The organism is Frigoribacterium sp. CFBP 13712, from assembly GCF_014842255.1.
Lineage (GTDB): Bacteria > Actinomycetota > Actinomycetes > Actinomycetales > Microbacteriaceae > Frigoribacterium.
The window spans coordinates 657706-669563 of record NZ_JACYVH010000001.1; the positions used below are offsets into that span (position 1 = coordinate 657706).

The following is an 11858-nucleotide window of genomic DNA, read 5'->3' on the forward strand; positions in this document are numbered from 1 at the left end:
GGACTGTAGCGTCCGCGCCTCCGGACACCGCGCCTCCTCGTCCCTTCGGAGGACTCCCGCCCCGCCCGATCTCGTCCGCCCGAGGGATATCGCCCGTGAGGGCCGGCTCCTAGGCTGACCTCTGGACGAGGCCGCCGCTGGCGGCCCCACGACCTGCGACAGAGGAGACATCCCACCGATGATCGAAGCCCATGGCTTGACCAAGAGGTACGGCGCCAAGCTCGCCCTCGACGACGTGTCGTTCACCGTCAGGCCCGGTCTCGTGACCGGGTTCCTCGGACCGAACGGCGCCGGCAAATCGACCACGATGCGCATGATCGTCGGGCTCGACCGGCCGACGGCCGGCTCGGTGACGGTCAACGGCCGTCGCTACGCCGACCACACCGCACCCCTGCACGAGGTCGGCGTGCTGCTCGACGCCAAGGCCGTGCACAGCGGCCGCTCGGCGGCGGACCACCTGCTCGCCATGGCGGCGACCCACGGCATCGGCAGATCCCGCGTCAAGGAGGTCATCGCCCTGACCGGTCTCGAATCGGTGGCGAAGAAGCGCGTCGGCGGCTTCTCGCTCGGCATGGGGCAGCGCCTCGGCATCGCGGCGGCCCTGCTCGGCGACCCGGCCACGGTCATCCTCGACGAGCCCGTCAACGGCCTCGACCCCGAGGGCGTCGTCTGGGTGCGCACCCTGGCGCGGCACCTCGCGGGCGAAGGGCGCACCGTGTTCCTCTCGTCGCACCTGATGAGCGAGATGGCGCAGACCGCCGACCACCTCATCGTCCTCGGCCGGGGCCGCGTGCTCGCCGACTCCCCCGTCAGCGACGTCATCGCCCAGGCCTCGGGCGAAGCCGTGCGCGTCCGCAGCCCGCGGGCCGACGACCTCGTCCGACTCGCGCAGACGCACGACGTCGCCGTCACCCCCGTCGAGCCCGGCCTCGTCGAGCTGCGCGGCATCACCGCCGAGCGCGTCGGCGAACTCGCCGCCTCGTCCGGCATCGTCCTCCACGAGCTGACCCCGCTGGTCCGCTCGCTCGAAGACGCCTACATGACCCTGACGCAAGACTCGGTCGACTACCACGCCGGAGGCGCGCCCACCACGGCCGCGTCCCCCACCACCGAAGGGGCCCAGCGATGAGCACCAGCGCTCCCACCAGACAGTCCCGCCAGCGCTCGGCCGGGGGCGGGGTCACCTTCGGGGGCGTCCTGCGCTCCGAGTGGATCAAGCTCCGGAGCCTCCGCTCCACCGTGTGGTGCTTCGCCATCATCGCCGTGCTGATCATCGGATTCGGGACGCTGTTCAGCGCCGTCGCCTCCGGCTTCGAGGGCATGGAGTCCACGCCCGAGCAGCAGCAGTCGCTCGCGGCGTCGGTCACCACCATCGGCGTCGCCTTCGCGCAGCTGGTCGCCGCCGTGCTCGGCGCGCTGATCATCACAGGCGAGTTCGGCACCGGCATGATCCGCTCGACCTTCGCCGCCGTGCCCCGCCGCACCCCGGCGCTCATCGCGAAGCTCATCATCGTGGCCATCGGCACCTTCGTCGTCTCGGCCATCAGCCTCGCCATCACGTCGCTGCTCGCCGTGCCCCTGCTGCGCGGCGTCGACATCGAGCTCGACCTCGCCGACGGGAAGTACTGGCTCTCGATGCTCGGCGCGGCCGCCTCGGTCGCGTTCATGGCCATGATCGCGTTCGGTCTCGGCATGATCATCCGCAACAGCACGGGCGCCATCGCTGCGGCCATCGGAGTCGTCTTCGTGGTGCCGATCCTGTTCTCGATCGCCATGGGCCTCGTCTCGGGCACCTGGGTGTACTCGCTCAACGAGTTCATCCCGCCGACCGCCGCCTCGCGGATCTACGAGTACGTGGTCGACGGCAGCTCTATGCTGACCGCTCCCGCCGTCGACGGAGCGATCCGCCTCGAGCCCTGGCAGGCGCTGCTCGTGCTCGTCGGCTGGGTCGTGGCGCTGTTCGCGGCCGGGCTCGCCCTCGTCAAGCGCCGCGACGTCTGACCCACCCGCACCGCGCCTCCTCGGCGCTCTGGACGGTCCGGTTCGACCCATCCTCACGGATCGGGAAGAACCGGACCGTCTCGTGCGTTCGGACGCACAGGCACACCCGCCGTCACCCTCGAGGAGCCCCATTTGACCAGCGCGACATCCCCGGCGACGACCACCGAGCCCCTCGACGACGACGGGACGGCGGCGCGCAACAAGCTCGTCATCGGCCTCCTGCTCGTCTCGGCGTTCGTCGTCATCCTGAACGAGACGATCATGGGCGTGGCCCTGCCGAGCCTCACCCGCGACCTCGACATCACGGTCACGGCCGGCCAGTGGCTGACCACCGGCTTCATGCTGACGATGGCGGTCGTCATCCCGATCACCGGGTTCCTCCTGCAGCGGTTCAACACCCGACCCGTGTTCATCACGGCCATGAGCCTGTTCAGCCTCGGCACCGCCATCTCGGCCGTCGCACCCGGGTTCGGCGTGCTGCTGCTCGGCCGCGTCGTCCAGGCCTCGGGCACGGCCATCATGATGCCGCTGCTCATGACGACGGTGCTCACCCTCGTGCCGCCGGCGACCCGCGGGCGCACGATGGGCAACATCTCGATCGTCATCTCGGTCGCTCCGGCGATCGGACCGACCATCTCGGGCGTCATCCTCAGCGTGCTCGAGTGGCGCTTCATGTTCATCCTCGTGCTGCCCATCGCGCTCGCCGCGCTGGCGCTCGGAGCGGCCCGCGTGAAGAACGTGACCACACCGAAGAAGGTGCCGCTCGACGTGCTGTCGGTGATCCTGTCGGCCTTCGCCTTCGGCGGCATCGTGTTCGGGCTCAGCTCGATCGGCGAGGGCGCCGAGGCGGCCGTGCCGGCGTGGGTGCCGCTCGCCGTGGGCGCCGCCGCGCTCGTCGTCTTCGTGCTGCGTCAGCGTTCGCTGCAGCGCCACGACCGCGCCCTGCTCGACCTGCGCACCTTCTCGTCGCGCACCTTCACCATCTCGGCGACCGTGCTCGGCATCGGCATGATCGCCCTGTTCGGCACGTTGATCGTGCTGCCGATCTACCTCCAGAACGTGCACGGCCTCGACCCGCTGTCGACCGGTCTGCTGCTGCTGCCCGGCGGGCTCGTGCAGGGGCTGCTGTCGCCCGTGGTCGGTCGCCTGTTCGACAAGCACGGCCCCACCGTCCTGCTGGTGCCCGGCACCATCCTGGTCAGCGCCGTGCTGTGGTTCATGTCGACCGTCTCGGAGGCGACCCCGATCCCGATGATCCTCGGCGCGCACGTCGCCCTCAGCATCGGACTCGCGTTGATGTTCACCCCGCTCTTCACGTCGGGGCTCGGCTCGTTGCCGTCGAACCTGTACTCGCACGGCAGTGCGATCGTCGGCACGGTGCAGCAGCTGGCCGGCGCAGCCGGGACGGCGGTGTTCATCACGGTCATGACCCTCGCGACGACGGCCGCCGCGCGCGGTGGCGTGGTCGACGTCGCCGCGACCGGCGCTGGCGTGCGGGCGGCGTTCCTCGTCGGAGCGATCATCTCGGTGTTCGCCGTCGTCGGAGCGTTCTTCGTCCGCCGCCCCGCACAGGACGCCCCGCCCGTCGCGCACTAGCCCCGCCCCTGGCGCCCCGTGGCCTCGCTCACGGGGCGCCGGGCCCCTGGCGGAGCGCCCGCCCGGGCGCCCCGGGCGTGGCGCGCCCTGTCTGTGACGCCCCGCCTCCCCCAGCGCCGCTCACCCCGTCGCCGCCTCCGCCTCCCCCAGCCCCGCTCACCCCGTCGCCGCCTCCGCCTCCCCCAGCCCCGCTCACCCCGTCGGCGCCTCCGCCTCCCCCGCGCCGCTCGTCCGTCGGCGCCTCCGCCTCTGCCGGCGCCGCTCACCCCGTCGGCAACTCCTGCTCCCTGCGGCGCCGCGGAACGGCGAGCCGCCAGTGTCTGCGCCCCCGCGGCCCGAGGACTCGCGGCAGGCAGGAGTTGCCGACGTGTGCGACGGGTCTCGGCCCTCCCGCGGTTGAGATCAGAGCATCGATCGCCGCTGCCGTCTCCTCCCACGTGTCGCGCACCATCAGCGTGCCCGCCCGGAACGGGATGCGGCCCTCGCGCGCGATCGCGGCGTCCTTGAGGCGGTCCTCGTGGAACCTCTCCTCGTGGTGCTGCCGCCCGTCCGTCTCGAACCCGATGATCCCGTCGACGACCATGTCGATGATCCTCCGCGAACGTCCGACGGGCACCTGACGGCGCACATGGTGCCCGGCGCACCTGAGGCGAGTGCCGGCGGCGCTCTCGAGAATGCTCTCCGCGCCTCCCTCGCTCCACGCGACGAGGCCCGCTGCGTCGGCGTGTTTCCGAGACAGGACCTCCGCGGCATCGTCGTCATCGAGAACCACACCGGCCTGCCGGGCCCAGTCCACGAGGATCACGGCGTCTTCGAGTGATCGTGCCTCGACGACGGCCCTGGCGAGAGCGTCACGGGGGTCGACCGACCAGGCGGTGCCCCTCTCGCTGAGATCGAGCGGGTCCCAGACGACCCGGATGCCGCGACGCCGCCGGAGGCGCGAAGCCGTCTCGGGCACGGACACGGTGATCGGCGGGCGCGTCCACGCCCAGGCACCCAGCGCGTGGAGAGCCGCGGCCCCGGTCAGTCGCCCGCCGATGCTGACGGCCACGTATCGCGGATCGGTTCGGTCCCAGGTGGAGTACCAGCCCCTTCGGGGCCGTGTCACTCCTCGAGAGCGGACGGCGGCCGTGAGGTGCCGGTCGGTGGCTCCGTGAGCCACCAGGTCGCGCTTGTGCAGGAGGCCCCCGGCGGAGATGACGAGTTCGGCGATCGTGGTCATGCCGACACAGCGTGCCCAAGACCCGCCCGGCTCCGTGCCGAAGACCTCCGCACTGTGGAGAGACGGGGAATCGGCCCGTCTGGGGACGAGGGATCGACCACGCACGGCCTTCACCTGGGGATGACGAGACCCGACGCTGGCAACTCCTGCCTCCTGCGCACACGAGGGCAGCCGCCCGGCGAACGCACCGGCCGAGACGACCGCAGCCAGGAGTTGCCGACCAGCCGCCGGAGCGGAGTGCGGGTGTCGGACGCACCGTTCAGGTGCGCATCGGTACCGCCGCCCGGGTCGAGACCCAGAGGCCGGCGTCGGAAACTCCTGCTCGCTGCAGCACGTCACGGGGGCACGGCCTGTTCCGGCCCGTGCAGGCGACTGGAGGCAGGAGTTGCCAGCGGGGGCGGGGGCGCGGCGCGGGCAGGGGCGCGGGGCGGGGCGGGAGCGGGCGGGGGCGCCGGGGGCTAGGGGGTGGAGAGCTCGGGGGCTCCGAGGCGGAGACCGATGTCGATCAGGACTACGCGGCCAGCGAGCATCGGCCCGCTGCCGCGAAGGAGCCCCGCCTTGCGTCCGCCGAAGGTGACGGTCACGTCCGCCGGCAGCACCAGCTCGGCCGATCCGTCGTCGGGATGGAGGCCGCTGGGGAGGTCGACCGCGACCACCAGCGGACGCCCCAGCACCGGCCCCGAGGGCACCGGCCCACCAGCCCCCGGTCCCGCAGACCCCGCACCAGCCCCCTCCCCGCCGGACCCCGCACCCCCGCCCAGCGCCGCCACCACGCGCCGTGCGTCCCCTCGCAACCCGCCGCTGGCGCCCGTGCCCACCATCCCGTCGAGCACCACGTCGTACTCGCGCAGCAGTCCGGGCGCCGCCGCGGGGTCCGTCCAGGGGCCCAGCGCGTCGACCGTCGCGCCGGCGACCAGGGCGGCATCGAGCCCCGCCTCGTGCAGTCGCGATCCCGTGGGCACCACGGTCACCACGCCCCCGGGCACGAACTCCTGCGCCAGCGATGCGCCGGCGTAGAGGGCGTCCCCGCCGTTGTCGCCGCTGCCGACGAGCAGCAGGATCCGCGGGGCCGAGGAGGCGCGCAGCAGCCCGGACACGACCCCCGCGAGTCCGTCGGCGGCCCGCTGCATGAGCGGCTCCCCGGCCTCGAGCAGCGGCTTCTCGGCGGCACGGATCTGGGCGGCGGTCCAGGCATCGGTCATGCCTCCACTCTGCCCCTCGCCGCACGCGAGGCGCCGACTCGCCGCACGCGAGGCGCCGACACCCGCCCTGCTGCCAGACTGGACGGATGCGTGCTCAGGCGAACAACCCCGTCGACGGAACCGAGATCGCCTACGAGGTGGACGGCGACGGCCCTCCCCTGGTGCTGGTGCACGGCTCCGGCCTCTCGCGCGGCACCTGGCGCGGGCTCGGCTATCTGCGCGATCTGCAGCGCGACTTCACGGTGGTCGCGCTCGACATGCGGGGTCACGGCAAGAGCGGCAAGCCGCATGATCCCGCGTCGTACACGATGGACCTCCACCGCGGCGACGTCGAGGCCGTGCTCACCGCGACCGGGCTCGAGCCGGCGCACTACGTCGGCTACTCGTTCGGCGCCCGGATCGGCCTCTCGATCGCGGCCCACACTCCGCGGCTGCTGCGCACGCTGACGACGATCGGCGGCAGCTGGGCCCCCATGAACGGCAACATCGGCGCCACGTTCGCCCCCGACTGGCACGAGGCGCTCACCACCGGCGGCATGGCCCGCTTCGTCGACCGGTGGGGCGAGACCATCGGCCGTCCGATCGACCCCGAGACCCGTCTCGCCTTCATGCAGGACGACCCCGAGGCGCTGGCCGCCTTCTTCACCGCGGCCGAGACCGGCGGCGGCCTGACCGTCGACCAGCTCGACTCGGTGACCGTGCCCACCCTCCTGCTCGCCGGCACCCGCGACGTCGACCGGCACCGCGAGTCGCAGGAGGCCGCACGCCGCATGCCGGCCGCCGCCTTCTACTCGCTCGTCGGCCAGGATCACGCGTCGTCGCTTCTCCCCGTCGATCAGGTCACCGACCTGCTCCGCACCTATCTCGAGGCCGTCGACGCCTGACCGGGGCCGAGGAGGCGCGGCGAGAGCAGCCGAGGAGGCGCGACGCCGGCAGACAGGAACGCCCGCCGAGGAGGCGCGGTGCCGGCACGCGGCACGGGGTGCGCGGACAGCGTGCCGGGCTGCGAGAATGACGGGACCATGGGCATCAGTCGTCGCGCGTTCCTGACGGGCTCGCTCTCGGGCGCCGCGGTGCTCGTGCTCGCCGCCTGCACCCCCGACGCGCCCTCCCCCGCGCCCACGAGCGGCGCCCCGACGCCGACCGTCGATCCGACGGTGCCCGCCGGTCTGGCCGCGGCCGGGTTCCTCCGGAGCTCGTGGGCCGACGACGCGCTGTCCGGCGGGTCGTCGAGCTACCTCGCCACCGGGTCGACGATCACCGACCGTCTGACGCTCGCCGGGTCGCTCGACGACCGCCTGTTCTTCGCCGGTGAGGCCGTCGCCTCCCGTCACGCCGGCACCGTCTACGGCGCGAGGGCCTCGGGCTTCGACGTCGCCGACGAGATCGCGACGGTCGCCTCCGAGGGCGAGCGCGTCATCGTGATCGGCGCCGGCATCGCCGGGGCCACCGCCGCCCGCGCCCTGGCCGACCGGGGCTTCGACGTCGTGGTCGTCGAGGCCCGCGACCGGATCGGCGGCCGCATCCACACGGTCACCGACGACGACTGGCCCTTCGCCGTCGAGCTCGGCGTGTCGACCCTGTTCGGCGAGGCGGCTCCGGCGCTCGTCGGCGCGCTCGCCCTCGCGGGGGTCGACACCGTGCGCCTCCGCGAGACCAGCACCGGCACGAACCCGGGCACAGGCAGCGGCACGAGCACGGGCACCGCCCAGCTCGAGGCCCGCACCGCCGACGGAACGCCCACCGATCTGACGCAGGCCGTCGCGACGGCCCTGAGCACCGCCGTGTCCTGGGCCGAGAGCACCGACGGCCCCGACAGCGGCGCGACCGGCGGTGGAACAGGCGGCGGCAGCAGCACGGGCGCAGGTCGCTCCGCCCGTCAGGTCTTCGCCGAGTCCGGTGCCGACCGGGTCTCGACCACGCCCGATGCGACCGGGGTCTCCGACGCCGATCGTGTCGCGTTCCTCCTCGACCGCATCGTGCCAGCCCGGTACGGCGCCGAGGCCGGCGAGCTCGCGATGACGCAGGTCGGCGACGATCTGCTGCCTCTCGACGCGACCCTGGTCACCGGTGGCCTCGAGACGTTCGTCACGGGTCTGCTCGACGGCCTCGACGTGCTGCGCGGCAGCACCGTCGCCCGCATCCAGTACGGCGACCAGGGGGTGGGGCTCCGGCTCGCCACCGGAGAATCGCTGTCGGCCGACCGGGTCGTCTCGACCCTGCCGCTGGGTGTGCTCAAGCAGGGCGCCGTCGAGTTCGAGCCCGCCCTGCCCGCGGCCTACGCGTCGGCGATCGAGTCGCTCGGCATGGGCGACCAGGAGGTCCTCTGGCTGCGCTTCGACCAGGCCTTCTGGTCGACCGAGGCGACCGTCTGGGCCGTGCTCGACGACACGGCGAGCGACCGCCTGTTCGTCAACCTGCTGCCGGCGACCGGCGAGCCCGTCCTCGTCTCGCTGACCGGCGGCGACGCCGGGCGGGCCACGGCCGCACTCGACGACGACGAGGCGGTCACCGCCGCCCTCGCATCGCTGGCGCCCTACCTCGACCTCGTGTCGGCCTCGCCCGCACCCGGCGAGACCGGCGCGCCCGACGAGACCCCGGCACCCGACGAGACCCCTGCATCCGGCGAGGCGACCCCCGGCAGCTGAGTCGCGACCGACCGGCGGCCACCGACCGGCCTGCGCCGCGCCTCCGGCGAGAGACCGGCCCCGACCCTGATCGACGGGATCCGAGGAGGCGCGCCCGGCACCGCGGGCCGGTTCCGCGGACGAAGTCGGCTGAGTGCGACGAGCCCCACCGTCACACCGATGATGGTGCCGATGGCGATGCCGTTGTAGAGCACGAACTCGTCGGGCCAGCGCACCTGCGCGGGGTCGAGGAAGAAGTACGGGTACCAGCCGACCCGCGCACCGCGCCAGATCGTGAAGAGCCCCCAGACGATCGGGAACGGCAGCGCGGCGAGCACGAGGCGCCAGCGCACGCGCGTCCGCCCGGGAGCGAAGACCCAGTCGATCAGCACGAAGGTGGACAGGTAGAAGTGCAGCACCTGACTCGACCAGGGCACGCCGATCGTGTAGTTGTGACTGGCCGACTCGATGACGATCACGCCGTAGACCAGGCCCGACACGATGACGTACGTCGTCACGAGCGCGTGCAGCGAGGCGAACCACCGCGGCTCTGGCACCCCTCTGAGCATCAGCACACCCGAGACGGTCAGCACCACGACGTTGGCGATGTTGCTCTGCTGCGTGAAGTAGCTGAAGTAGTTGATGGTGCTGAAGGTGCTGAACCCGAGCACGTAGACGAAGTACGAGACGAGGGCCGCGAGCCCCGCGGCGGCGGCGGCCAGCCGGAGCACGCCCACGAGTCGTCGCACGTCGTCACACACTCCCAGGCCGTCGTCTCGAAAGGACCGAGCGTACTAGCGCCCCATGACAGAGGCCGGGCCGCCGCGCGAGATGCGCGGCGGCCCGGCCGGGCCCAGCAGGGGCTGCTTACGGGATGTAGTTGAACTCGTCGGGGTTCGGGCCCGTGCGCTCGTCCTTGTTCAGGGCCGTGATGGCCGTGACGTCGGCGTCGGTCAGCTCGAAGTCGAACAGGTCGAAGTTCTCTTCGACGCGCGAGCGGGTGACCGACTTCGGGAACACGATGTCGCCACGCTGGATGTGCCAGCGCAGCGTGACCTGCGCGGTGGACTTGCCGACGCGCTCGGCGATCTCGGTGATGGTCTCGTCCTTCAGGACGCCGCCCTGGGCGATGGGCGACCAGGCCTCGGTGTGGATGCCCTTCGAGACGCCGAACTCGCGGAGCGCGTCCTGCGTGAGGTAGGGGTGCACCTCGATCTGGTTGACGACCGGCACGACCGAGCCCTCGGCGAGGACGCGCTCGAGGTGCGGCTGCTGGAAGTTCGAGACGCCGATCGACTTGGCGCGGCCGCTGGCGTAGATCTCCTCCAGGGCCTTCCAGGTCTCGATGTAGTCGACGTCAATGCCGGGCAGGGGCCAGTGGATGAGGAACAGGTCGACGTAGTCCTGCTTGAGGGCGTCGAGCGTGCCGTCGAACGCCTTCAGCGCGTCGTCGCGCTTGTGGAAGCCGTTGTTGAGCTTCGAGGTGACGAAGATGTCGCTGCGGTCGAGACCGCTCTCGGCGATGGCCTCGCCGACGCCGGCCTCGTTGCCGTACATCTCGGCGGTGTCGATGTGGCGGTAGCCGACCTCGAAGGCGGTGAGCGTCGCGTCCTTCGTCTCGGCCGGGTCGACCTGGTAGACGCCGAACCCGAGCTGGGGGATCTGGATTCCGTTGTTCAAGGTGATGGTGGGGATCGTGGTCATGTCATAAGCCAACCACCGGGGCGGCTCGATGCTTCCAAGAAAGCCCCTGGTGCCTGTACCCCGGGTGTGTTACTGTCATGAGTCGCTTGGAACGGATCCTCTCTGATCGTTCCCGGAACAGCTCTGGCCGAGTCCACACCGTCCTCCTGATCCGAACAGCCCGACGACACCATCGGAGCCACCCCTCACGGGTGCTCACTCCTCCGATCGTCGTGACACGGGCCCGACCGGACACCGTCCGCACCGCCGTCGCATCACGACGGCCCACGCAAGCCGAGACGCTGCGTGCCGTAGAGCACATCGAAAGAACCGAACATGAAGAGCACCATCACCACCATCACGGGCACGGTCACGACCGTCCCGACCCTGACCACCGCCCGCCTCGTCGAGTTCGTCGTCGTCGACGCCCGCGGCGCCGAGTTCGCCGTCCGCGCCTGGAGCGACGTCGTGACCGACGCCGTCCGCGTCGGCGCCACCGTCACGGTCTCCGGCACCGAGGGCTGGGTCATCCCCGGTCGCAGCTGGCGCCGCGAGCCGAGCCGCACCATCGTGCAGGCCTACTCGGTCGACACGGCGGCACTGCTGCTCGCCGCCTGACCCCGCAGCCGGCGACCCCGGCACCCGGCCCGCCCCGCGGCGGCCGACACGCACGCACCGCCCGACCGGCTCAGCCGATCGGGCGGTTCTGCGTCGTCCGCGACTCGGACGGCCGCCCGCGACTCGGACGGCCGCCTGCGACTCGGAGGGTCGTCCGCGACTCAGGCGGTCGCGAGACCCTGCGCCCGCACCAGGATCGGCCGGTGGTCGGAGATGCCGGCCGGCAGCGTGACGATGTCGTCGATGGTGAGGCCGATGCTCGTCGCGAAGTCGAAGTGGCCCTTGACGTACCGGTAGCCGAGGTAGGTCGGCGTGTCGCTGCGGGTCAGGATGAAGCCGTCGCGCTCGATCCGCTTGCGCAGCCCCTGGTGGAACCACGGGTAGTTGAAGTCGCCCACCATCAGCATGGGCGCCCGCGGCGCCAGCGCCCGCATGAGTTCGTGCGCCGACGAGACCTGCTTGCGGCGCAGCCCGTTCGTGGCGGTCAGCGGAGCGGCGTGGAACGACCCGACCAGCACGTCGGTCTTCGACACGCGGTCGGCGAGGTGCATCGCCAGCAACCGCTCGTGGGCGGGCGACATGACCCGGTCGTGCATCGACTTCTTCAGGGCGTACACCTGCGAGCCGAGCAGCTCGAAGCGGTCGGGGCGGTAGTACGCCGCGAGTCCGAGCCGGTTGTTGCGCGTCGACGTCGCCAGCACGAGGTCGCCCAGCCGGTCGGGGATGTCGTTCGTGTCGGCCTCCTGCAGGCAGAGCACGTCGGCTCGGTGGTCGCGCGCCAGGCTTTCGATCTCGCCCTTCGCCGTGTGCTCGCGGAGGTTGTAGCTGATCACGCGCATCGAGTTGCCGTCTTCTTCTTTCACGGGGACCGAACCTAGCCCACCGATGTTTCGACGACGTGCAGATTCG

Annotated in this window: 12 protein-coding genes; 6 read left to right on the forward strand and 6 right to left on the reverse strand. The window is 71.9% G+C overall.

Annotation, left to right across the window (positions count from 1 at the left end; genetic code table 11):
• Positions 1 to 178 precede the first annotated feature (178 nt).
• The 3 genes from IFT51_RS03075 to IFT51_RS03085 all read left to right on the forward strand — a co-directional run bounded on the left by IFT51_RS03075 (position 179) and on the right by IFT51_RS03085 (position 3597).
• On the forward strand, positions 179 to 1129 hold the full coding sequence (locus IFT51_RS03075) for an ABC transporter ATP-binding protein (RefSeq protein ID WP_192058959.1): 951 nt from the start codon (positions 179 to 181) through the stop codon (positions 1127 to 1129).
• Entirely contained in the window at positions 1126 to 2001 is an 876-nt protein-coding gene (locus tag IFT51_RS03080) for an ABC transporter permease subunit (protein WP_192058961.1), read from the forward strand. Before IFT51_RS03075 ends, IFT51_RS03080 begins: the two co-directional genes overlap by 4 nt.
• Before the next feature lie 132 nt (positions 2002 to 2133).
• A complete protein-coding gene (locus IFT51_RS03085; protein WP_192058963.1) occupies positions 2134 to 3597 on the forward strand; it encodes a DHA2 family efflux MFS transporter permease subunit in 1464 nt (487 codons plus the stop codon).
• A 262-nt stretch (positions 3598 to 3859) separates the two neighbouring features.
• Here IFT51_RS03085 and IFT51_RS03090 read toward each other — a convergent pair whose 3' ends face one another.
• Both IFT51_RS03090 and IFT51_RS03095 read right to left on the reverse strand, forming a co-directional pair.
• Complete coding sequence (locus IFT51_RS03090) at positions 3860 to 4402, reverse strand: hypothetical protein (protein WP_192058965.1); 543 nt, start codon at positions 4400 to 4402, stop codon at positions 3860 to 3862.
• 875 nt (positions 4403 to 5277) lie between these two features.
• Positions 5278 to 6021, reverse strand: coding sequence for an NAD(P)H-hydrate epimerase (locus IFT51_RS03095; protein ID WP_192058967.1), 744 nt, complete (start codon positions 6019 to 6021; stop codon positions 5278 to 5280).
• 86 nt (positions 6022 to 6107) lie between these two features.
• On the opposite strand from IFT51_RS03095, the gene IFT51_RS03100 reads away from it, so the two are divergent.
• Positions 6108 to 6905, forward strand: coding sequence for an alpha/beta fold hydrolase (locus tag IFT51_RS03100; protein WP_192058969.1), 798 nt, complete (start codon positions 6108 to 6110; stop codon positions 6903 to 6905).
• Here the strand turns inward: IFT51_RS03100 and IFT51_RS03105 are convergent.
• Positions 6881 to 7045, reverse strand: a complete 165-nt coding sequence (locus IFT51_RS03105; protein WP_192058971.1) for a hypothetical protein — start codon at positions 7043 to 7045, stop codon at positions 6881 to 6883. The two genes, IFT51_RS03100 and IFT51_RS03105, sit on opposite strands and share 25 nt — an antisense overlap.
• Between IFT51_RS03105 and IFT51_RS15415 the strand changes: the two genes are divergently transcribed.
• On the forward strand, positions 7044 to 8669 hold the full coding sequence (locus IFT51_RS15415; RefSeq protein ID WP_192058972.1) for a flavin monoamine oxidase family protein: 1626 nt from the start codon (positions 7044 to 7046) through the stop codon (positions 8667 to 8669). The genes IFT51_RS03105 and IFT51_RS15415 overlap by 2 nt on opposite strands.
• Here IFT51_RS15415 and IFT51_RS03115 read toward each other — a convergent pair.
• Both IFT51_RS03115 and IFT51_RS03120 read right to left on the reverse strand, forming a co-directional pair.
• A complete protein-coding gene (locus IFT51_RS03115) occupies positions 8558 to 9397 on the reverse strand; it encodes a Pr6Pr family membrane protein (RefSeq protein WP_192058975.1) in 840 nt (279 codons plus the stop codon). The genes IFT51_RS15415 and IFT51_RS03115 overlap by 112 nt on opposite strands.
• Positions 9398 to 9515: 118 nt before the next feature.
• Complete coding sequence (locus IFT51_RS03120; RefSeq protein WP_192058977.1) at positions 9516 to 10352, reverse strand: aldo/keto reductase; 837 nt, start codon at positions 10350 to 10352, stop codon at positions 9516 to 9518.
• 315 nt (positions 10353 to 10667) lie between these two features.
• Between IFT51_RS03120 and IFT51_RS03125 the strand changes: the two genes are divergently transcribed.
• On the forward strand, positions 10668 to 10949 hold the full coding sequence (locus IFT51_RS03125; RefSeq protein WP_192058979.1) for a hypothetical protein: 282 nt from the start codon (positions 10668 to 10670) through the stop codon (positions 10947 to 10949).
• Between the two features lie 161 nt (positions 10950 to 11110).
• On the opposite strand, the gene IFT51_RS03130 is transcribed toward IFT51_RS03125, so the two are convergent.
• On the reverse strand, positions 11111 to 11812 hold the full coding sequence (locus IFT51_RS03130) for an endonuclease/exonuclease/phosphatase family protein (protein WP_308196247.1): 702 nt from the start codon (positions 11810 to 11812) through the stop codon (positions 11111 to 11113).
• Between the last annotated feature and the right edge of the window lie 46 nt (positions 11813 to 11858).

Bases quoted from the DNA above. Each gene is read 5' to 3' on its own strand.
- IFT51_RS03075 (WP_192058959.1), top strand. From the start codon at position 179: ATGATCGAAGCCCATGGCTTGACCAAGAGGTACGGCGCCAAGCTCGCC.
- IFT51_RS03080 (WP_192058961.1), top strand. From the start codon at position 1,126: ATGAGCACCAGCGCTCCCACCAGACAGTCCCGCCAGCGCTCGGCCGGG.
- IFT51_RS03095 (WP_192058967.1), bottom strand. From the start codon at position 6,021: ATGACCGATGCCTGGACCGCCGCCCAGATCCGTGCCGCCGAGAAGCCG.
- IFT51_RS03100 (WP_192058969.1), top strand. From the start codon at position 6,108: ATGCGTGCTCAGGCGAACAACCCCGTCGACGGAACCGAGATCGCCTAC.
- IFT51_RS15415 (WP_192058972.1), top strand. From the start codon at position 7,044: ATGGGCATCAGTCGTCGCGCGTTCCTGACGGGCTCGCTCTCGGGCGCC.
- IFT51_RS03105 (WP_192058971.1), bottom strand. From the start codon at position 7,045: ATGGTCCCGTCATTCTCGCAGCCCGGCACGCTGTCCGCGCACCCCGTG.
- IFT51_RS03120 (WP_192058977.1), bottom strand. From the start codon at position 10,352: ATGACCACGATCCCCACCATCACCTTGAACAACGGAATCCAGATCCCC.
- IFT51_RS03125 (WP_192058979.1), top strand. From the start codon at position 10,668: ATGAAGAGCACCATCACCACCATCACGGGCACGGTCACGACCGTCCCG.